General features: G+C 72.5%; 17 protein-coding genes. 10 read left to right on the top strand and 7 right to left on the bottom strand.

Going from position 1 to position 19,645, the window contains the following annotated elements:
• Window positions 1-10: 10 nt before the first annotated feature.
• The 6 genes from HCN51_RS07925 to HCN51_RS07900 are packed head-to-tail and all read left to right on the top strand — an operon-like array spanning window position 11 to window position 7,561.
• Complete coding sequence (locus HCN51_RS07925) at window positions 11-1,633, top strand: FAD-dependent oxidoreductase (protein WP_346433572.1); 1,623 nt, start codon at window positions 11-13, stop codon at window positions 1,631-1,633.
• A 19-nt stretch (window positions 1,634-1,652) separates the two neighbouring features.
• Window positions 1,653-2,912 carry an ABC transporter substrate-binding protein gene (locus HCN51_RS07920; RefSeq protein WP_168008272.1) on the top strand — a complete coding sequence of 420 codons (1,260 nt, stop codon included), beginning with the start codon at window positions 1,653-1,655 and terminating at the stop codon, window positions 2,910-2,912.
• 1 nt (window position 2,913) lies between these two features.
• Window positions 2,914-3,855 carry an ABC transporter permease subunit gene (locus tag HCN51_RS07915; RefSeq protein WP_206066702.1) on the top strand — a complete coding sequence of 314 codons (942 nt, stop codon included), beginning with the start codon at window positions 2,914-2,916 and terminating at the stop codon, window positions 3,853-3,855.
• On the top strand, window positions 3,845-4,675 hold the full coding sequence (locus HCN51_RS07910; RefSeq protein WP_168008270.1) for a carbohydrate ABC transporter permease: 831 nt from the start codon (window positions 3,845-3,847) through the stop codon (window positions 4,673-4,675). Before HCN51_RS07915 ends, HCN51_RS07910 begins: the two co-directional genes overlap by 11 nt.
• 2 nt (window positions 4,676-4,677) lie before the next feature.
• Window positions 4,678-6,576 (top strand): hypothetical protein, encoded by a 1,899-nt coding sequence (locus tag HCN51_RS07905; RefSeq protein WP_168008268.1) that lies wholly within the window; start codon window positions 4,678-4,680, stop codon window positions 6,574-6,576.
• A 31-nt stretch (window positions 6,577-6,607) separates the two neighbouring features.
• Complete coding sequence (locus HCN51_RS07900; RefSeq protein ID WP_168008266.1) at window positions 6,608-7,561, top strand: GlxA family transcriptional regulator; 954 nt, start codon at window positions 6,608-6,610, stop codon at window positions 7,559-7,561.
• Between the two features lie 57 nt (window positions 7,562-7,618).
• On the opposite strand, the gene HCN51_RS07895 is transcribed toward HCN51_RS07900, so the two are convergent.
• A complete protein-coding gene (locus HCN51_RS07895; protein WP_168008264.1) occupies window positions 7,619-8,647 on the bottom strand; it encodes a saccharopine dehydrogenase family protein in 1,029 nt (342 codons plus the stop codon).
• 110 nt (window positions 8,648-8,757) lie between these two features.
• Between HCN51_RS07895 and HCN51_RS07890 the strand changes: the two genes are divergently transcribed.
• Window positions 8,758-9,723: a helix-turn-helix domain-containing protein gene (locus HCN51_RS07890; RefSeq protein ID WP_168008262.1), complete on the top strand. Its 966-nt coding sequence runs from the start codon at window positions 8,758-8,760 to the stop codon at window positions 9,721-9,723.
• Window positions 9,724-9,752: 29 nt separating this feature from the next.
• On the opposite strand, the gene HCN51_RS07885 is transcribed toward HCN51_RS07890, so the two are convergent.
• On the bottom strand, window positions 9,753-11,156 hold the full coding sequence (locus tag HCN51_RS07885; RefSeq protein ID WP_168008590.1) for an alpha/beta hydrolase family protein: 1,404 nt from the start codon (window positions 11,154-11,156) through the stop codon (window positions 9,753-9,755).
• Between the two features lie 82 nt (window positions 11,157-11,238).
• On the opposite strand from HCN51_RS07885, the gene HCN51_RS59200 reads away from it, so the two are divergent.
• Window positions 11,239-11,802, top strand: coding sequence for an ArsR/SmtB family transcription factor (locus HCN51_RS59200; RefSeq protein ID WP_168008260.1), 564 nt, complete (start codon window positions 11,239-11,241; stop codon window positions 11,800-11,802).
• A gap of 12 nt (window positions 11,803-11,814) precedes the next feature.
• Here the strand turns inward: HCN51_RS59200 and HCN51_RS59195 are convergent, their stop codons facing one another.
• On the bottom strand, window positions 11,815-13,344 hold the full coding sequence (locus HCN51_RS59195; RefSeq protein WP_168008258.1) for a PQQ-dependent sugar dehydrogenase: 1,530 nt from the start codon (window positions 13,342-13,344) through the stop codon (window positions 11,815-11,817).
• 222 nt (window positions 13,345-13,566) lie between these two features.
• Window positions 13,567-13,896, bottom strand: a complete 330-nt coding sequence (locus HCN51_RS07870) for a hypothetical protein (RefSeq protein WP_168008256.1) — start codon at window positions 13,894-13,896, stop codon at window positions 13,567-13,569.
• A gap of 362 nt (window positions 13,897-14,258) precedes the next feature.
• On the opposite strand from HCN51_RS07870, the gene HCN51_RS07865 reads away from it, so the two are divergent.
• Complete coding sequence (locus HCN51_RS07865; RefSeq protein WP_168008254.1) at window positions 14,259-15,578, top strand: alpha/beta hydrolase family protein; 1,320 nt, start codon at window positions 14,259-14,261, stop codon at window positions 15,576-15,578.
• Here HCN51_RS07865 and HCN51_RS07860 read toward each other — a convergent pair.
• Entirely contained in the window at window positions 15,530-15,943 is a 414-nt protein-coding gene (locus tag HCN51_RS07860; protein ID WP_168008252.1) for a winged helix-turn-helix transcriptional regulator, read from the bottom strand. The genes HCN51_RS07865 and HCN51_RS07860 overlap by 49 nt on opposite strands.
• 105 nt (window positions 15,944-16,048) lie before the next feature.
• Between HCN51_RS07860 and HCN51_RS07855 the strand changes: the two genes are divergently transcribed.
• A complete protein-coding gene (locus HCN51_RS07855) occupies window positions 16,049-16,876 on the top strand; it encodes an alpha/beta fold hydrolase (RefSeq protein WP_168008250.1) in 828 nt (275 codons plus the stop codon).
• Here HCN51_RS07855 and HCN51_RS07850 read toward each other — a convergent pair.
• Together HCN51_RS07850 and HCN51_RS07845 are read right to left on the bottom strand one after the other, a co-directional pair.
• A complete protein-coding gene (locus HCN51_RS07850) occupies window positions 16,873-18,147 on the bottom strand; it encodes an arginine deiminase (RefSeq protein WP_346433571.1) in 1,275 nt (424 codons plus the stop codon). The two genes, HCN51_RS07855 and HCN51_RS07850, sit on opposite strands and share 4 nt — an antisense overlap.
• Window positions 18,148-18,159: 12 nt before the next feature.
• Window positions 18,160-19,581, bottom strand: a complete 1,422-nt coding sequence (locus HCN51_RS07845; protein WP_168008247.1) for a basic amino acid/polyamine antiporter — start codon at window positions 19,579-19,581, stop codon at window positions 18,160-18,162.
• Window positions 19,582-19,645 lie beyond the last annotated feature (64 nt).

Here is a 19,645-nt window from a genome sequence, read left to right as displayed (position 1 = left end):
TAATCCCCACGTGGTTGAGATCTCGGCAGACGCGCTCGTCGTCGGCGGCGGGCTGGGCGGCGTGGCCGCCGCGCTCGCCCTGCTGCGGGCGGGCCGCTCGGTGGTGCTCACCGAGGAGTACGACTGGCTGGGCGGCCAGCTCACCAGCCAGGCCGTGCCGCCGGACGAGCACACCTGGGTGGAGCGGTTCGGCGTCACGGCGAGCTACCGGGCGCTGCGCGACGGCATCCGGCGCTACTACCGCGACCACTACCCGCTCACCGAGCGGGCGCGGGCGTGGCGGGAGCTGAACCCGGGCGCCGGGCACGTCAGCAAGCTGTGCCACGAGCCCCGCGTGGCCGTCGCGGTCATCGAGGCCATGCTCGCCCCCTACCGGGGGTCGGGCCGGCTGCGGGTGCTGCAGCCGTACCGGGCGGTGGGGGCCGAGGTGGACGGCGACCGCGTCACGGCCGTGCGGCTCGCGCACCGCGACGGGGACGGGGACGGGGACGGGGACGGGGAGATCGTCGCCGTGGCGCCGTACGTGCTGGACGCCACCGAGACCGGCGAGCTGCTACCCCTGACCGGCACCGAGTACGTGACCGGCTTCGAGTCGCAGGAGGAGACCGGCGAGCCGAGCGCTCCGGCGACGGCGCAGCCGATGAACATGCAGGCCGTGTCGGTGTGCTTCGCGATCGACCACGTGGACGGCGACCACACGATCGACAAGCCCGCCTCGTACGACTTCTGGCGGGAGTACCAGCCGCCGTTCTGGGGGGACCGGCTGCTGTCGTGGCGCTGCCCGAGCCCGCGGACGCTGGAGATCGTGGAGCGTTCCTTCACCCCGAACCCGGGCGACGACCCCCGCCTCGTGGAGGCCGACCAGCGGGTCAACCCGGGCGACGGCAACCTGTGGACGTTCCGCAGGATCGCCGCCCGGGAGAACTTCGTGCCCGGCGCCTACGAGAGCGACATCACGCTCGTCAACTGGCCGATGATCGACTACCTGGAGGGGCCGGTCATCGACGTACCGGACCCTGACCTGCACCTGGCGAGGGCCCGCGAGCTGTCGAAGTCGGTGCTGTACTGGCTGCAGACGGAGGCGCCGCGCCACGACGGCGGCACCGGCTACCCGGGTCTGCGGCTGCGCGGCGACGTCACCGGCGGCGCCGACGGGCTCGCCCAGGCCCCCTACATCCGCGAGTCCCGGCGGATCCGGGCCCTGACGACCGTCACCGAGCAGGACCTGTCGGTGGCGGTGCGCGGCGACAAGGGCGCCGTCAGCTACCACGACTCGGTGGGCGTGGGCATGTACCGCATCGACCTGCACCCTTCGACCGGCGGCGACAACTACATCGACGTCGCCTGCTCCCCGTTCGAGATCCCGCTCGGGGCGCTGATCCCGCAGCGGATGACCAACCTGCTGCCGGCCTGCAAGAACATCGGCACCACCCACATCACCAACGGCGCCTACCGCCTGCACCCGGTGGAGTGGAACGCCGGCGAGGCGGCCGGCGCGCTCGCCGCCTTCTGCCTGGAGCGCGCCACGACGCCGCACGCCGTGCGGGCGGACGAGCGGCTCCTGGCCGACTTCCAGCACCGGCTGGTCCGGGACGGCGTGGAGCTGCGCTGGCCGGACGTCACCGGCTACTGATGCCAGAAGGAGAACCCCCATGAAAGCACCCCTGGCGGCATTGACGCTGGCCGCCCTGCTCGCGGTCTCCGCGTGCGGCGGCGGCGCGCGGGACACGGGCGCCGCGCAGGGCCCGCAGCCGCTGCGCATGTCGATCTGGACCTCGAACGAGGCCCATCTGAAGCTGTTCAAGGAGATCGCCGCCGAGTACCGCAAGTCCCACCCGCAGGTGGGCGAGATCACCTTCGACCCGATCCCGTTCGAGAACTACACGACCACGCTGACCACGCAGATCGCCGGCGGCAACGCCCCCGACCTGGCGTGGATCATGGAGAACTCGGCCCCCGACTTCGTCGGCTCCGGCGCCCTCGTCCCGCTGAAAAGCAAGATCGAGAACGCGGGCGAGCTGGTCCCGTCCGCCACCCGCCTGTGGGAGCAGGGCGGCGAGCTGTACGCCTACCCGTTCTCCACCTCGCCCTTCGGCGTCTTCGTCAACACCGACCTGGTCAAGGCCGCGGGCCAGAAGGCGCCGCGGGAGCTGATGAAGGCCGGCCAGTGGGACTGGGAGCACGCCAACGCGATCAACAAGGCGGTCGCGGCGAAGGGCAGGAACGGCCTGACGATCCTCAACTTCGACTACAAGGCGTGGGACAACCTCGCCACCGTCTGGCAGGGCTGGGGCGCCAAGGCGTGGAGCGACGACGGCGGCACGTGCCAGTTCAACGCGCCCGAGATGGTCGAGGCGATGACGTTCCTGCACAAGGCGATCTTCACCGACAAGTCGATGCCGGGCCCCGGCACCGCCGTCGACTTCTTCTCCGGCGACACCGCGATGGCCGTCGCGCAGATCTCCCGCGCCGCGATGCTGGAGGACGCCACGTTCAAGTGGGACCTGGTGCCGCTGCCCGCCGGGCCGAAGGGCCCGTACGCGGTCATCGGCCAGGCCGGCATCGGCGTGCTGAAGAAGTCGCCGCGCGCCGAGCAGGCCACCGACTTCCTCGCCTACTTCGCCAACGCCGCGAACTCCGCCAAGCTCGCCGCCTACTTCCCGCCCGCGCGCAGCTCGCTGCTGACCGCCGCCACCATGGCCAAGACCAGCCCCATGCTGAACGGCGACCAGCTCCAGGAAGTGGTGATCGACGGCATCGAGAAGGGCGTCGTCAAGCCGAGCCACACCGGCCAGGCCGAGCTGGCCCAGACCGCGAGGGCCGCGCTCGACCCGCTGTGGAAGCCGGACGCGGACGTCAAGGCGGTGCTGGACGGCGTGTGCGCGAAGATCCAGCCGCTGCTGGGCGGATGACGTGACGGCGACCGACCTCGGGGACCGGGTGGCCGTGCGCGCCGCCGCCCGGCCCCGCCCCTTCTGGACCATCCCCCGGCGTGACGCCCTCGTCGGCTACCTGATGATCTCGCCGCAGCTCGCGGGCAGCGTGCTGTTCGTGCTGCTGCCGCTCGGCCTGGTCGTGTTCTACAGCCTCCAGGAGTGGAACGTGCTGGCGGGCACGTTCGAGTACGTCGGCGGCGAGAACTACGCCAAGCTGCTCGCCGACCCGAACATGGGACAGGTGCTGACCAGCACCGCGCTCTTCTCGGCCGGCCTGGTCGTGCTCAACCTCACGCTCGCCCTCGTCCTCGCGATCCTGCTCGACCAGCGGCTGCGCGGCACCACGCTCTTCCGCACGCTGTTCTTCTCGCCGGTGCTGGTGTCGCTGGTCGCCTGGACCATCGTCTGGCAGTTCCTGCTCCAGCAGGACGGCGGCGTCAACGGCCTGCTCGGCCTGGCCGGCGTCGAGGGCCCCAACTGGCTGCGCGGCGATGCGACCGCCCTGCTGTCGGTGGTCGTGGTGCAGGTCGTCAAGAACGTGGGCCTGAACATGGTGCTGTTCCTGGCGGCGCTCCAGGGCGTGCCGCGCCAGCTCTACGAGGCCGCCCAGCTCGACGGCGCCGGCGCGTGGACCAGGTTCGCCCGCATCACGGTGCCGCAGATCAGCCCCACCATCCTGCTCACCTCGATCATCACGGTGGTCGGGTCGCTGCAGGTGTTCGCCCAGATCGCGGTGCTCACCCAGGGCGGGCCCGGCCTGTCGACCACCGTCCTCGTCTACTACCTGTACCAGCAGGCCTTCCAGTTCCGGCACCTCGGCTACGGCGCCACCCTGTCGGTCCTGCTGTTCCTGATCGTCGCGGCGCTGACGCTGCTGCAGTGGTGGCTGCGCCGGAAGTGGGTCTTCCATGAGTCGTAGGGTCAAGCTCGCGCTGTACGCGCTGCTGTGCGTGTTGTGCGTGCCGTTCGTGTTCCCCACCTGGTGGATGGTCACCTCGTCGGTGAAGCCGATCAGCGACATCTTCGCCTTCCCGCCCGCGCTGGTGCCTTCCAGGTTTGACTTCTCCACCTACGGCCGGGTCTTCGAGCTGCAGCCGTTCGGCCAGCAGTACCTCAACAGCCTCTACATCGCGGCGGTCGTCACTGTCGGCACGATGGCGGTGGCCGCGATGGCGGGCTACGCCTTCGCCCGCGTCCGCTTCCCCGGCCAGAACCTGCTGTTCCTCGTCGTGCTCGTCGGCCTGCTGATCCCCAGTGAGGTGACGATCGTGCCGCTGTTCCAGATGTTCCACGCGGCGGGGCTGACCGACACGCACTGGCCGCTGATCCTCGTGCCGATCCTGGGCGCGCCCGGCGTGCTGGCCACGTTCATCATGCGGCAGTTCTTCATCACGCTGCCCGGCGAGCTGGAGGAGGCCGCCAGGGTGGACGGCCTCGGCCGCTTCGGCACCTTCCGCAAGGTGGCGCTGCCGCTGGCCAGGCCCGCGCTCGGCGCGGTCGCCATCTTCACCTTCCTGCACTCCTGGAACCTCTACCTCGAACCCATCGTGTTCCTGTCCACCCCGTCGAAGTTCACCCTGCCGCAGGCGCTCACCCAGTTCGTGGACGCCTACGGCTCGCCCCTGTGGAACGTGCAGCTGTCCGCCGCGACGATGACCGCCCTGCCCATCCTGGTCGTCTTCGTGCTGGCTCAGCGGCAGTTCATCGAGGGGCTCGCGCACACCGGTCTGAAAGGCTGACCATGCACACCCCCCACCTTTCCCGGCGCTCCCTGCTGCGCGCCGCCGCCCTGCTCCCCGCCGCCGCCCCCGTGCTCCTGCCCGCCACCGCCTCCGCCTCCTCCGCCGCCGCCGTGCCCGATCTGGCGCCGCTGCCCGCCGGCACGCCCGACCGCCGGCTGTTCGCCCCCCACGAGCAGCGCTTCGCGCCCTACCTGGCCACGCTCGCGCCGATGGTGAACGACATGGACGACAGCGGCTTCTTCGCGGGCGGCTGGTGGCGCAGCCCGGCGGCGCCGTACAACGCCCGGGTGCAGGAGCACGTGTTCACGCTGGCCTGGTTCCACGCCAGCGCCCGCCCGTGGAACCCGTACGCCGGCGACGCGGGCCTGCTGGCCGCGCTGGACGCGGCGCTCGGCCACTACCTGTCGCTCCAGCACGCCGACGGCTCCTTCCCCGAGTACAGCCGCGACCAGCACGGCCTGGCGCCCACCGGGTTCGGCATCGGCTACCTGGCCAAGACGCTGCGCATCCTGCGTGCCACCGGGGCGCTGCCCGCGCGGCAGGCGCAGATCAGCGCCGCGTTGCGGACGGCCATGACGTGGTTCCTGGACGGCGGCAACCGTACCGTCTGGCAGGAGCGTCTCACCTGGGCCAACCAGACCAGCGCGGGCCTGGCCGGAGCGGCGCTCGCGCTCAGGCTCGACCCCGACCCCGCGCTGTCCGCGCGCCTGACGGAGGCGTTCGCCAGGATCGCCGCGACGGGCCTGAGCACGGCCGGCTTCTTCAACGAGGAGGGCGGCCACGACATGAACTACAACTTCGAGGTCATGCTCCCCGAGCTGGCCGACGCCCACCACCAGAGCCCCGACCCGCACCTGGTGGACATGGCGCGCGCGTTCACCGGCTTCCTGTCCTACAACCTGCTGCGCGAGCCGGACGGCGCCGGCTACCTCGTCAACGTCGCGCCGTCCACCCGCACCAGCACCCGCTGGTACGACGAGGTCCGGCCCGACCCCGACCGGACCGCGCTCAACTGGACGTTCACCCGCCAGGTGCCGCTGCTGTCGGCGTTCATGACCGCCCGCGAGGACCTGGCCGAGGCCCGCGCCGCCTGGGCCGCCTCCCCCGACCCGGTCACCCCGCTCGCCAAGCAGGACACCTCGCCGCGCATCCTCACCCACGCCCTGTACGACGAGCGCCTGCCCAGCCGGCGGCAGCGCGCCGCCGCCATCGCCGACCTGCCCTACCTGCGCTCCTCCGACTTCGCCGAGCTGCGCCGCGACAACGGCCAGGACTTCCTGTACGTCCGCAAGCCCGGCCTCTACCTGGGCGGCTACTTCGGCGCCCGCGCCTCCCGCGCCCGCACCGGCCTGACCTTCCTGTGGCACCCCGAGGCCGGCACCGTCGTGTGCGGGCTCAACGACAACAACCACGCCTGCTGGGCCACCGTCTTCCCCGGCCAGGTGCCCGACGCGAACGGCTCGCTGCCCGCCGCCTACTTCCACGGCGCCCCCTCCGGCGGCAGGCAGTGGACCGGCGGCCGGGCGCCCGCCGCCCTCGGCATCCGGTACGGCAACGCGAACGTCACCACCGACGTCCTGGTCACCCGCCGCACGGTCCGGCGCACGGTCACGGCGAGCGCCGCCGCCACCGAGCAGATCCCGCTCGTCCTGCACCCGTCGGACGTCCTCACCTTCACCGACGGGACGCGGGCCGCGTTCGGCGGCGCCACCACCGCCACCGCCGACGGGTTCGACGTGCGCAGGGGCCGCACCACGATCCGCTTCCGCTGGGGCACGCCCCTGGAGGCGACGCTCGCGGCGGGCACCGTGCGGTACTTCCGCGACGGCAGCCGCCGCTTCCACGCCCTGCGCATCCCGCACCAGGGCGCCTTCGACCTGACGGTGACCATGGGCTGAGGGCGGCAGACCGGCCCGGTAGGTTGCGGCCATGCACACCGTCGCCGTCCTCGCGCTCGACCAGGTGATCCCGTTCGACCTCTCCGTGCCGATCGAGACGTTCACCCGCACGCGGCTGCCCGGCGGTCACCCCGCCTACCGGGTGCGGGTGTGCGGGGAGCGGCCCGAGGTGGACGCGGGCGCGTTCATGGTGCGCGTGCCGGGCGGGCTGGACGAGCTCAGGGCGGCGGACACGGTCATCGTGCCGGGCGTCTCCGACCCGTTCGCGCCGCTGCCCGGCGGCGTCCGCGACGCGCTGCGGGCGGCGGCGGCGCACGGCGCCCGGATCGCCTCCATCTGCTCGGGCGCGTTCCCGCTGGCCGCCACCGGGCTGCTGGACGGGCTGCGGGTGACCACCCACTGGGTCCTGGCCGAGCGGCTGGCCGCCGCCTATCCCGAGCTGGAGGTCGCCCCCGACGTCCTGTACGTGGACAACGGCCAGTTCCTCACCTCGGCCGGCGCCGCCGCCGGGCTCGACCTGTGCCTGCACCTGATCCGCCGCGACCACGGCTCGGCCGTCGCCGCCGACGCAGCCCGCCTGTCGGTGATGCCGCTCGAACGGGAGGGCGGGCAGGCCCAGTTCATCGTGCACGACCACCCGGTGGTGCCGCGGGGCTCGGAGCTGGAGCCGCTGCTCGGCTGGTTGCAGGACAACCTCGCCGGGCCTCTCACGCTCGACGACATCTCCGCGCAGGCCGGCATGAGCACGCGCACGCTGATCCGCCGCTTCCGCGAGCAGACCGGCACCACGCCGCTACGCTGGCTGCATCGGGCGCGCATCCGGCAGGCGCAGCACCTCCTGGAGACCACCCGGCAGCCGGTCGAGCGCATCGGCGCCCAGGTCGGCTTCGGCTCACCGACCGCCTTCCGCGACCGGTTCAAGCGGATGACCGGCGTGAGCCCGGCCGGCTACCGGCGCGCGTTCGGCTCGAAGGCCGCCACCTGAGCGGGGGCCGCCACCTGAGCGGGGGCCACGCCGCCGAGCCGCCCGTCCCGGGCCCGCTCACCCGTGCAGGTCCACCGTGAGGTGGGGGGACAGCGCGCGCAGGAAGTCGGGCGCGTCGAAGATCTCGCCGGCGGAGACGACGCCGGCCGCCCTGGTCCGCCCCGTGAGGATGCGCTCCACCGCCTCCACCACGATCGGCGCCGTGATGGCGTAGATGTCCTGGCCGGTGGCCACGGCCCGCCGCTCGCCGCCGCCCGCGCGGACGACGACGTCCACGAGGAACGTCTGCGCGGAGCGCCCCTTCTCGTCGGCCGGGGCCGGCGCCGGCGTGTCGGGGGCCACGACGTCCTTGGCCGCCTCGACCGTCATGTACGTGCGCACCTCGGGGATGGCCAGGTGGCTCGGCACGGTGACGATGTCGGCCATCGAGAACTCCCCGATGACGGCCCTGGGCCCCATCGGCTCGGGGAAGGGCCACTCCAGCGTCGGGGACTGGTCGTCGCGGTACTCCAGCCGGCCGCCGGCGTACCGGACGCGCCGCCCTTCCCGCCGCCGGCGGGAGATCGCGCCGGCGGCGCGGGTGCCGGCGGTGGGGTGCCAGTCGCTCAGCCCGTACGCGATGTGCGCCTCGTCGGCCGCCGTCCAGTCGCCCATCGCGGCGGTGACCAGCAGGTCGCCGAGCCCGCCGTAGAAGGCCATGGCGGGGACGACCACCGCGCCCTGCTCACGGGCGCGCTCGACGAACTGCGTGAACGTGTCGACGTTGGCCTCGATCTCGGCGGCCACGTCCACGTACGGGATCCCGGCGCGCAGCGCCGCCTCGATGACGGGGGCGCCGGTCGTGGCGAAGGGCCCGGCGCAGTTGATCACGGCCGCGGTGCCGGCCAGCGCGCGGTCCAGCGCGGCCGGGTCGTCCACGGTCGCGGGGCGGGCCTCCAGCCCGCTCTCGTACGCCTGCTCCTTCAGCTTCCCGGCGTCCCGCCCGGACAGGACGGGGACGAACCCGCGCTCGAGGAGCCGCGCCACCACGAACCGCCCGGTGTGCCCGTACGCCCCGAACACCGCCACCATCTGCCCTGCTCCCATGGGTCTCTCCCCGTGCTCACCTGATCTGCCGCGATCTGACGTGACCATCCTGGCAACGGCGCATCCCCCGCACGAGTGTCCGGAACGCCATCACCCATACAATTCCGGACATGCACACAGTCGCGCTGGCCGTCACCGACGGAATGCTGCATTTCGAGCTGTCCCTGGCGTACGAGGTGTTCGGGGCCGACCTGACGCACCTGGCCGATCCCTGGTACGACTTCGTGGTCTGCGGGCCGGGCGCGGTGCGGGCCGGCCGGTTCCTGCTGGAGCCCGACCACGGCCTCGACCACCTGCGCGAGGCCGACACGGTGATCGTCCCCGGCTGGGCGGACGTGGACGTGAGCCCGCCGGCCGAGCTGGTCGCGGCGGTGCGCGCGGCCCACGAGGCGGGCGCCCGCGTGGCGTCCCTGTGCACGGGCGCGTTCGTGCTGGCCGAGGCGGGCCTGCTGGACGGCAAGCGGGCCACCACGCACTGGGCGCACACGAGGGAGCTGGCCACCCGCTTCCCCGAGGTGGAGGTGGACCCGGACGTCCTGTACGTGGACAACGGCGACGTGCTGACCTCGGCGGGCAAGGCCGCGGCCATGGACCTGTGCCTGCACCTGGTCCGCCTCGACCACGGCTCCTCGGTCACCAACGCGGTCGCCCGCCGCCTGGTGGTGCCGCCGCATCGGGACGGCGGCCAGTCCCAGTTCGTCACGACGCCGGTGCCCGCCCCCGACAACCATCCGCTGGCGGAGCTGTTCCCCTGGGTGATGGAGCGGCTGGACCAGCCGCTGACCGTGGAGGACCTGGCCCGCCAGGCGCGGATGAGCGCCCGCAACCTGGGCCGCCACTTCCGCTCGGTCACCGGCACCACCCCGCTCCAGTGGCTGCTGATCCAGCGGATCCGCCACGCCCAGCAGCTGCTGGAGACCACGGACGACAGCGTCGACGCCATCGCCTCGGCCACCGGCATGGGCACCGCCACGACGTTGCGCCGCAACTTCAACCGCACGGTCGGCGTGCCCCCGGACACCTACCGCCGCACGTTCCGCTCCCGCTCCCGCCCCGCCGCCCTCAGCTACGCCTGAGGCAGCCGCCCCGCGCCCCTCACCCACGCTCAAGGCAGCAGCAGTCCCCAGTACAGCGCCCAGGGCACGAACACCGCGCCGCCCGCGATGAGCAGCCCCAGCCGCACCCGCTCGCCCCGCGTGCCCGCGCGCCGCCACGTCGCCACCGTGATCGCGGTGGCGGCGACGGTCGCGACGGCGACCGCCTGGAGGGCGAGCCAGAGCACGGGCCGGTCGCCCAGCATGGGGCCGGGCGCGGCCAGCTTCCCGCCGGTCATGATCACGTAGAACAGGTACGCGAACCCGCCCAGGATCGCCGCCAGCCCGCCCGCGCTGACCACCCGCGCCGCCACAGATGGCACGCCCGCGTCGCGCCGCCGGACCCGCCGGACGAGGGCCACCACCGGGTAACCGCCGAACGCCACCAGGAGCAGCACCAGCGCCACGACCTGCATAGCGGCCGACTCCCACCACGCGGTGGGCGGCACCCCGAAGGAGTCGACGGCCTGCACCGGGGCCGGCCCGGAGACCTGCGCCACGGGGGCCCGCCCCGAGGTGGCCTCGCTCACCCATGTCCCGACCAGCTCGGCGTAGCCGGGGGCCAGCTCGGGCAGCCGGGTGACGCCGCCGTCGGGGGTCAGGTGGGCGGCGTGGTCGGCCTGGGGGAAGAAGCGGAAGGTGTAGCGGCGGTTGCCGCCCGCCTCCAGGGCGTCGGCGAAGAGGGGCGGCGTCTCCCTGGGCGGCGTCAGCAGGTCGTGCACGCCCCAGATGGCGAGCACGGGCTGCCGCACCCGCGCGAGGACCGGCTCCGGGTCGTGGTACGGCTCGGGGAACAGGCCGCCGTCGGCGATCACCCGGTACAGGTTCGGCTCGGCCCGCCCGACCAGCGACCCGCCCGCGCCCGCCTTGCGCAGCCCGGCCGCCACGGCCCAGGCCTGCTGCCGCAGCGGGCTGAGCGCGTTGGCGCCGACGACGATGACGAAGGCGATGCCCGAGGAGGGGCGGGTGGCGGCGAGCGGCGCGACCCAGCCGCCCTCGCTGAGCCCCCAGATCCCGACCTTGGCGGGGTCGACGCCGGGCTGGCGCCGCAGCGTGGCGACGGCGCCGAGCGCGTCCTCGGCGAGCTGCGGGTAGGACCGCACGGTGGTCGAGTAGCCCTGGGAGCGCTTGTCGTAGATGAGCACGGACAGGCCCTGGCGGGCGATCCCCACGGCCTCGGCCAGCAGCTTCTCCCTGGGGGTGCCGGTGCCGGCGCCGTGCACCAGCACGACTCCGGGCCGCCCGGCGCGGGCTTTCGCGGGGCTGATCACGCTGCCGTGCAGCTCCAGGCCGCCCTCGCCGCGGAAGCTCACTTCGGTGGACGTCAGGTCGGCCGGCAGCCCTGGCGGCGCGGTGGCGCCGGCGGGGAGCGGTAAGGCGAACAGCACGGCGAGGATCGCCGCCAACAGCTTCATCACGTTGCCGAGACTAGTCTGCAGAGAACTCTCGGCAAAGGAATATCTGCAGATATCGTTCTGGAGTACTAGCCTGCTCCTCATGAAGGATGACGAGCCGTACCTGCTCGACGACCCTGACCGGCTCAAGGCGCTGGCGCATCCGATGCGCCGCGCGATGCTGACCCACCTCAACGTGCACGGCCCCGCGACCTCCACCACCCTCGGTGAGCTGCTCGGCGCCAAGACCGGCACGACCAGCTACCACCTGCGCCAGCTCGAGAAGTACGGCTTCATCGAGGAGATCCCCGAGCGCTCCACGGGCCGGGAGCGCTGGTGGCGGCGCGCCAAGGTGCCCCGCGACCTGCGGCTGCCCACCCCCGACCAGGTCGCGCCGGAGGACCGGGCGGTGCTGGAGGAGTTCCACCGGGTCGGCTACGAGGAGGACCGCGCCCTGTTCGAGCGCTTCCCCGCCGCCTACCGGGCCGACCCGGGCTGGGCCAGGGGCTCGCGCGGGCTGGCCCGGATGACCCGGGAGGAGCTGGACGCGTTCTACGAGGAGTACATCGCCCTGCTCCTGCGGTACAGCCGCCCGGCGGACGAGGCGCCGCCGGACGCCCGGCCCGTCCACGTCCGCCTCTTCACCCTGCCCGCCGGCGAGAGCTGAGGCCCCGGCCGGTCAGCGGGCGACGGCGCAGGTGTCCTTGTTGAGCGTGAACCGGCTCGGCGGGGCGGTGTCTCCCGTGTGGCTGGCCAGGTACCCCATGGTGACGCTCTGGCCGGGCGCGATGGAGCCGTTGTGCCCGGCGTTGGTGGCGATGACCATGTCGCCGTTCTGCACCAGGTCGGTGTTCCAGTCGGAGATGACGCTCTGGCCCCGCGCCAGCGGGAAGCGGAGCGTCCAGCCGTTGATGGGCGTGCTGCCGACGTTCGTGATCGTGAGGTCCATGGTCAGGCCGGTGCCCCACGTCCGCGCGGTGTAGGCGATCTTGCAGGTCGGCAGGACGTGCTCGAACGAGATCCGGTGCAGGCCGCCGGGCAGGTCGTTGACGACGTACAACTCGCCCTCCGGCGTCGCGCCGAACGCGGTGACCTGCGTCGGCATCTCGCCGATCTCCGCCGCGGTGTAGCCGCCCGAGCCGTTCTCGCGCAGCGCCCACGTGGTCATGTAGCAGTAGTCGGCCGCGATGTAGGTGCCGCCGACCAGGTCGGCAAACTGCTTGCCGCGGTAGACCTGCCCGCCGATGACGGCGCAGCCGCCGGTGTGCGGCGAGTAGGTGAAGACGGGCTTGGTGTAGGTGACGTCGGAGCGGCACTGCGCCTGGTCGAACACCTCCAGCCCCTCGTAGCAGGACCAGCCGAGGTTCGCGCCCGCCTGCCGCCCGGCCTTGACGTGGTCGACCTCCTCCCACCTGCCCTGACCGACGTCGCCGATCCACAGGGAGCCGTCCGCCGGGTCCACGGAGAAGCGCCAGGGGTTGCGGCCGCCGTACATCCAGATTTCGCCCCGCGCCCCCTGCACCTTCGTGAACGGGTTGTCCGCCGGGACGCAGTAGGCCAGGTCGCCGCAGCTCCTGCTCACGTCCACGCGCAGGATCTTGCCCAGCAGCGTGTCGAGGCGCTGCCCGCTGTCGAAGGGGTCCCCCGCGCCGCCGCCGTCGCCGATGCTCATGTAGAGCATGCCGTCGGTGCCGAAGGTGAGCTGGCCGCCGTTGTGGTTGGTGTTCTCGGAGTGCTCCTGAGAGAGGAGGGGTTCGAGCTTCGCCTGGCCGAGCCGGTAGCGGGCCAGGGTGACGGCGCCGTCGGGCAGGGCGGTGTAGGCGAGGTAGAGGTTCTGGCTGCCGGCGAAGTCGGGGGCGAGGGCGATGCCGAGCAGGCCGCGCTCGTTGCCGGACTCGTCCACCGACGCGGTGATGTCGATGAGCGGCGTCTGGGCCAAGCCGGTGTCGGGGTGGTAGACGCGCACGGTGCCGCGCTTCTCGGTGATGAACAGCCGCTTCGTCCCGTCGTCGGGCGCGGCGATCGCGGTGGGGCGGCGTAAGCCGAAGGCGACCTGGGTGGCGGTGGCGTTGATCTCCTCCAGCGGCACGGTCGCCGCGGCCTGCGCGGAGGAGGTCGCCGCTGTGGCCGGCGGGGCGCTCATGGGGGCTGTCAGGAGGGGCAGGGACAAGGCGAGCAGCGCGGGGACTGCCCAGCGTTTTCCTGGCATGTCAGGGCTCCAGCGGCGAGGCGTCGTCAAGATCGGACGGTATCCGCTCGCCCGCCGCCCCAACCAGGTCCGCGGCCTGGGCCGCCCTCCCGCGAGGCCCTGACCGGCGGTTACGCGGGGGCGGCCCGGCGGGGCCGATGAAACGTACATCGCCGGGCCCACGACAAGGGGCCGCTTCCTCCTTCCCCGACAGGAAGCGGCCCCCGGGTCCCCGCTGGAGCGTCAGTCCAGGTTCGGCCACCACCACTTGTCGTTGTCGTGGTCGTGGTCCTCCTTCACCGGGGTGTGGTCGATCTTGTCGTCCTTGACCGGCTCTTCCTTGACGTCCTCGTGCTTGAAGTTGTCGTGGCGCCGGTGCTCGTTGCGCGAGTGGTTGTCGTTGTGGACGATGATGTCGATCCGCGGCATGTGGTAGCGCGGGTTGTGCAGGACCGGCTTCTCCCTCGGGACGTACCTGGTCTTGGTGACGTGCCGGACGGGCTCGGCCGGCGGTCCCCCGGCCTGGACGGCGGGGAAGCCGGCGCTCGCGCAGGCCACCCCCGGAAGGAGCATGACACCGGCGGCCGCGCCGGTCAGAGCTAGTGCCGCGAGCCGACGCCCGGGCCGCGATTGCCGAATTTGAGTGTTCACGTGCTCTCGTTTCCATTCATGGATCGATCGGCCAGAGTCCGGCGACCCCCCGCTCGGGTGAACGCCTAGACGGAAGCAGACGTACCCATGCGAATACTCTCAGTTACCTCCTTAAACCCAAACAACCCGTCAAAGCCCACAGATCTCAGGCGATAACCCGGTTCACACGGTCTGGAGCCGTGGGGGCCTCTGGTGTCTCATGGGAGGAGCGAGGAAGGCGCCGCGCCCCTCGGAAGCCCCCTCGGAAGCCCCTCGAAAGCCCCTCGGAAGAAAGGTGACGACCGATGCGCACCCTCCTTTCGGTCGTTCTCGCCGCCGTGCTGTGCGCGTTACCCGCCACGCCCGCCGCGGGAGCGACCCCCGACGACCAGCCGCTGCCGGGCTACACGATCGACAACCCGCCCCTGGCCCCGTCCACCGTCGGCGGCCGGCCCAGCCGGGTCCTGCAAGGCGTGCACGAGCACGCGGCCTTCGACATCGAGGTGCCGCCGCGCTGGAACGGCGAGCTGGTCATGTGGGCGCACGGCTACCGCGGCGACACCACGGTGCTCACCGTCGAGCCGCCCGGCTACGGCCTGCGGCAGCGGCTGCTGGAGCAGGGCTACGCCTGGGCCGCCTCCTCCTACTACGCCAACGGCTACGACGTGCGGGCGGGCGTGCTCAGCACCCGCGCCCTCGTCTCGCGCTTCACGCGCGAGGTGGGCCGGCCGCGCCGCACGTTCCTCGCCGGGGTGTCCATGGGCGGGCACGTCACCGTACGCTCCATCGAGCAGTTCCCCGGCGTGTACGACGCCGCGCTGCCGATGTGCGGGGTGCTCGGCGACCATGAGCTGGTCGACTTCTTCCTCGACTTCCAGCTCGTCGCCCAGGACCTGGCCGACATGCCCGCGTACCCGATCCCGGCGGACTACGCGACCTCGGTCGTCCCGGAGATCAAGGAGCGGCTGGGCCTGACCGGCGGGGCCGAGCCCGCCAACGAGCTGGGCCGGCAGTTCCGCGACATCGTCGTCAACCTCGGCGGCGGCCCGCGGCCGGGGGCGTCGGCGGCGTTCGCGTACTGGCAGGACTTCCTGTTCGGGCTGGCAGGGCCGGACGAGGGCGGCCCGCTCGCGCAGGAGCCCGGACGGGTGGCCACCAACCGCGGCACCGTCTACCGCCCGTCGGCGCCGGTGGACGTCAACGCGAGCGTGCAGCGCGTCGACCCCGCCGACCCGGCCGCGCGCTGGACGGGGCGGCTGACGGAGGTGCCCGCCGTCACCGGCAGGATCACCGTGCCCGTGCTGTCGCTGCACGACCTGGGCGACAACTTCGTGCCGTTCTCGATGGAGCAGTACTACCGGGCCGACGTGGCCAGGAACGGCCGCTCCGGGCTGCTGGTGCAGCGGGCGATCCGGGCGGTGGGGCACTGCGAGTTCAGCCCGGCCGAGGCCGGCGCCGCCTGGGACGACCTCGTACGCTGGCAGCGCACCGGCAAGCGGCCCCAGGGCGACGACGTGAGCCGCCCCGCCACCGTGGCCGACCCCCATTACGGCTGCCGCTTCACCGACCCGGCGGCCTACTCGACCGGCACCCGGCCGTTGTTCCCGCCCTGCCCGGCGGCCTGAAGGTGGTTGCGCTCGACCTCCGCCATGTGCTCCTCGGCCCAGGCCCGCAGCGCGGCGAGCGGCACTTCGAGCGACAGGCCGAGCTCGGTGAGGCGGTAGTGCACGCAGGGCGGCACCGTGGGCTCGACGCGGCGGGCCACCAGGCCGTCGCGGACGAGGCTCTGCAGGGTCACAGAGAGCATCTTCTGGGAGATGCCGGGCATGCGCCGGCGCAGCTCCCCGAACCGGACCTCGCCCGGCGCCGCCTCCGCGAGCACCTTGACCGCCATCGAGGTCCACTTGGTGCCGACCCGGTCGAGCAGCCGCCGGGTCGGGCACCCCGGGTCGAACACGTCTCCGCGCCGCGCCGCACCGCTACTGGTCACCTGGAGCTCACCACCTGAGGGGAAAGTGCCGTCTTGGTGCGCTCACGCTAGTTGACTACCGTGAGCTTGTCACCTTCGGTTACTACCTTCCACCTGGAGCTTCCCATGCCCGAGCTGCGCCGTGTCCCCGTGAACGGCATCGAGCTCAACGTCGCCCTGGCCGGCTCAGGCCCGGCCCTCCTGCTGCTGCACGGCTTCCCGCACACGTGGGAGCTGTGGACGGACGTCATGGCCGGCCTGTCCGACCGGCACCGGGTCATCGCCCCGGATATGCGCGGGTTCGGCGCGAGCAGCCGGGCGGCGACCGGCTACGACGCCGGCACCCTGGCCGAGGACGCCGCGGCCCTGCTCGCCGCCCTCGGCGTCGGGCCGGCCGCCGTGGTGGGCATCGACGCGGGCACACCGCCCGCGTTCCTGCTCGCCATGCGGCACCCCGGCCTGGTGCGGCGGCTCGTCGTGATGGAGTCCCTGCTGGGCCGGCTGCCCGGCGGCGAGAGCTTCCTCGCCGGCGGCCCGCCCTGGTGGTTCGGCTTCCACGCCGTCCCCGGCCTGGCCGAGACGGTCCTGGAGGGCCACGAGAGCGCGTACGTGGACTGGTTCCTGCAGTCCGGCACCCTCGGCGACGGCATCCGCCCGGCCCTGCGGGACGCCTTCACCGCCGCCTACACCGGCAAGGAGGCGCTGCGCTGCGCGTTCTCGTACTACCGGGCGCTGCCGGAGAGCGCGGCCCAGATCGCCGAGGCCGTCGCCGCCGCCCGCCTGACGGTGCCGGCGATGGCGGTGGGCGCCCACCCCGTCGGCACGGCACTGGAGCGGCAGCTCCGCCCGATCGCCGACGACCTCACCGGCCACGTCATCGAGGGCTGCGGCCACATCATCCCGCTGCACCGGCCCAAGGAGCTGCTGGCCCTGCTGCGCCCCTTCCTGCGCTAGAGCGGGTCCCGCAGGATCGGGCAGGTCATGCAGTGCCCGCCGCCCCTGCCCTTGCCCAGCTCGAAGCCCTCGATCTCGACGACCTCCACGCCGTGCTCGCGCAGCTTCCTGTTGGTGAACTCGTTCTTGTGGTAACCGACCACGACCCCCGGCTCCAGGGCGACGAAGTTGCTGCCGCTGTCCCACTGCTCCCTGGCCCGCTGGTGGTCGTCGCCGCCGGTGGGGATGACGTCCAGCGTGCCGATGCCGAGCGCGTCGGCGAACGCGGCGGCCAGGCCGGGCTCGCGGTGCACCTCCACCGTGCGCGGCCGGTCGCCGGGGCGCAGCGAGTACACCTCGGCGTTGTCGACGACGGGCGGGTAGCCGGTGGCCTTGTCGGCGTCCAGCAGCGTGAACACGGTGTCGAGGTGCATGTACGAGCGGCTGGGCGGGATGTTCACCGCGAGCACCCGGGTCGCCGCGCCGGCCGCGAACAGCTCCATGGCCAGGTGCTCGATCATGATGGGGCTGGTGCGCTCGCTGATGCCGATGGCCACGGCGCCGTTGCCGATCGGCATCATGTCGCCGCCCTCCAGCGAGGCCCGGCCGAAGTCCTCCTCGTCGAAGCCGCCGTCGTCGCCCATCGGCGGGTACCAGTACGCGAAGTCGTCGCCCGCGAACATCGGGTGGAAATGGTAGACGATGCTCTGGTTGATCGTCTCCAGCCGGCGGGCGTGGTAGTAGAGGGGGTTCAGCACGACTCCCCCGTACAACCAGGCGGACGGGTCGCGCTGGTAGAGCGAGTTCGGCAGCGGCGGCAGGATGAACGAGCCGGTGCCCGCCGTCGCGGTGACCAGCGAGCGCGCGTCGAAGCCTTCCCTGCGCGCCTGCGCCGCGTCGAGGAACTCCTCCTTGGTCAGCCCGCCGATCAGGTGCGCGGCCAGCGTGGCGCCGTCCCAGGAGGCCAGCTCCGCGCGGACCTCGTCCACGAGCGCGGGGCCGACCGTCAGGTGCGTGACCATGCGCTCGACCGCGTGCCGCTTGGCCTCGGGCGCCGCGTCCAGCGCCTCGGCGAGCAGCCGCTGGTGGTAGAGCACCTCGATCCCCCGCTCCCGCATGACCTGGACGAACTCGTCGTGCTCGATCTGGGCGCGGCTGACCCACAGCACGTCGTCGTAGAGCAACGCCTCCTTGTTCGACGGAGTGAGGCGCTTCAGGCTGAGCTCGGGCCGGTGCACGATCACCTGCCGCAGCCTGCCGACCTCGGAGTGAACGCCGAATCTCGTGCTCACGATGCTCTCCACTCAGATGGTGATCAGCCGCGTCGCCAGGGCCACGACGCCGGCGACCGCGCCGATCAGGATGACGGCGGCCAGGACCAGCTCCCCGGGCGAGAAGGCGGGCCTGCCGCGCTCGCGCCTGGTGAGGACGAACAGGATCATCCCGGGGGCGTAGATGACGCAGGACAGCAGCAGGAACTTCAACCCCGCCGCGAAGATCAGAAACGCGGTGTAGACGACCGCGAGCACCGCCACCAGCAGGTCCCGGCCGCGCTCCGGCACGCGCGAGATCTTCAGCGCGTACGCGGCCGCCAGCAGGTACGGCACCAGCGACAACGAGCTGCACAGCTTGAGCGTGAAGGCGAAGGCGTCGTCGGAGAACAGGGTGATCGCCAGCACGGCGGTGATGAGGCCGCTGGTCAGCAGCAGCGCGGCCACCGGCGTGTCCCGGCCGTTGTCCCGCTTGAGGAAGGCCGGCATGTCGTCGTCCTTGGCCGCGACGTACAGCACCTCGGCCGCCATGAGCGTCCAGGCCAGGTACGCGCCCAGCACCGAGATGATCAGCCCGGCGCCGATGAAGGCCGACCCCCACGGCCCGACCACCGACTCCAGCACCCCGGCCATGGACGGCTGGCGGATCCCGGCCAGCTCCCGCTGGGGCAGCACCCCGTACGAGAGCACCGAGACCGAGGCGAACAGCGCGAGCACGCTGAGGAAGCCCAGCACCGTCGCCCGGCCGACGTCCTGGCGCCGCCGGGCGTAGCGGGAGTAGACGCTGGCCCCCTCGACCCCGAGGAATACGAAGACCGTCACCAGCATCGTGGCCTTGACCTGCTCGAACAGCGCGCCCGCCGAGCTGCGCCCGCCGCCCCACAGGTTGCCGGCGAACACGCCGCCGCGCAGCGACACCGCGAGGATCACGACGAACAGCAGGATGGGGATGAGCTTCGCCACCGTCACGATCTTGTTGATCGCGGCGGCCTCCTTCACCCCGCGCATGATCATGGCGTGGAACGCCCAGACGCCGATCGCCGAGATGCCCACGGCGAGCAGCGTGTTCCCCTCCCCGAAGCCGGGCACGACCCCGCCGAGCGTGGACTTGATCAGCACCCAGTACGACACGTTGCCCACGCAGGCGCTGGCCCAGTACCCGAACGCCGACAGGAACCCCGGGAACTCGCCGAACCCCGCCTTCGCGTAGGCGTAGACGCCCGCGTTCAGCTCCGGCCTGCGCACGGCGAGCAGCTGGAAGACGAAGGCCAGCATGAGCATGCCGAACCCGGCCACCACCCACGCGACCACCGCCCCCCACACGCCGGTGGCCTGGGCGAAGTTGCGCGGCAGCGAGAAGACGCCCGCGCCCACCATGGAGCCGACGACCATGGCGGTCAGGGTCGGCAGCGGAAGCTTGCGCGCGGCGGCGGCCGTCTCTGTCTCGGTGCTCATCACTCCCCCGGGTGCCTCGGGGGGACGGGACGCCACAACCCGGCATCATTCCGCGCCGCCGGGC

This window comes from Nonomuraea composti, from assembly GCF_012034275.1.
GTDB classification, from domain to species: domain Bacteria; phylum Actinomycetota; class Actinomycetes; order Streptosporangiales; family Streptosporangiaceae; genus Nonomuraea; species Nonomuraea composti.
This window is presented reverse-complemented; position numbering and strand designations above follow the sequence as displayed.

Coding starts and splice junctions, on each gene's coding strand:
- HCN51_RS59195 (WP_168008258.1), bottom strand. CDS start 13,344: ATGCCAGGAAAACGCTGGGCAGTCCCCGCGCTGCTCGCCTTGTCCCTG.
- HCN51_RS07890 (WP_168008262.1), top strand. CDS start 8,758: ATGCACACAGTCGCGCTGGCCGTCACCGACGGAATGCTGCATTTCGAG.
- HCN51_RS07895 (WP_168008264.1), bottom strand. CDS start 8,647: ATGGGAGCAGGGCAGATGGTGGCGGTGTTCGGGGCGTACGGGCACACC.
- HCN51_RS07845 (WP_168008247.1), bottom strand. CDS start 19,581: ATGAGCACCGAGACAGAGACGGCCGCCGCCGCGCGCAAGCTTCCGCTG.
- HCN51_RS07855 (WP_168008250.1), top strand. CDS start 16,049: ATGCCCGAGCTGCGCCGTGTCCCCGTGAACGGCATCGAGCTCAACGTC.
- HCN51_RS07900 (WP_168008266.1), top strand. CDS start 6,608: ATGCACACCGTCGCCGTCCTCGCGCTCGACCAGGTGATCCCGTTCGAC.
- HCN51_RS07910 (WP_168008270.1), top strand. CDS start 3,845: ATGAGTCGTAGGGTCAAGCTCGCGCTGTACGCGCTGCTGTGCGTGTTG.
- HCN51_RS07870 (WP_168008256.1), bottom strand. CDS start 13,896: ATGCTCCTTCCGGGGGTGGCCTGCGCGAGCGCCGGCTTCCCCGCCGTC.
- HCN51_RS07920 (WP_168008272.1), top strand. CDS start 1,653: ATGAAAGCACCCCTGGCGGCATTGACGCTGGCCGCCCTGCTCGCGGTC.
- HCN51_RS07905 (WP_168008268.1), top strand. CDS start 4,678: ATGCACACCCCCCACCTTTCCCGGCGCTCCCTGCTGCGCGCCGCCGCC.
- HCN51_RS07885 (WP_168008590.1), bottom strand. CDS start 11,156: ATGAAGCTGTTGGCGGCGATCCTCGCCGTGCTGTTCGCCTTACCGCTC.
- HCN51_RS07865 (WP_168008254.1), top strand. CDS start 14,259: ATGCGCACCCTCCTTTCGGTCGTTCTCGCCGCCGTGCTGTGCGCGTTA.
- HCN51_RS59200 (WP_168008260.1), top strand. CDS start 11,239: ATGAAGGATGACGAGCCGTACCTGCTCGACGACCCTGACCGGCTCAAG.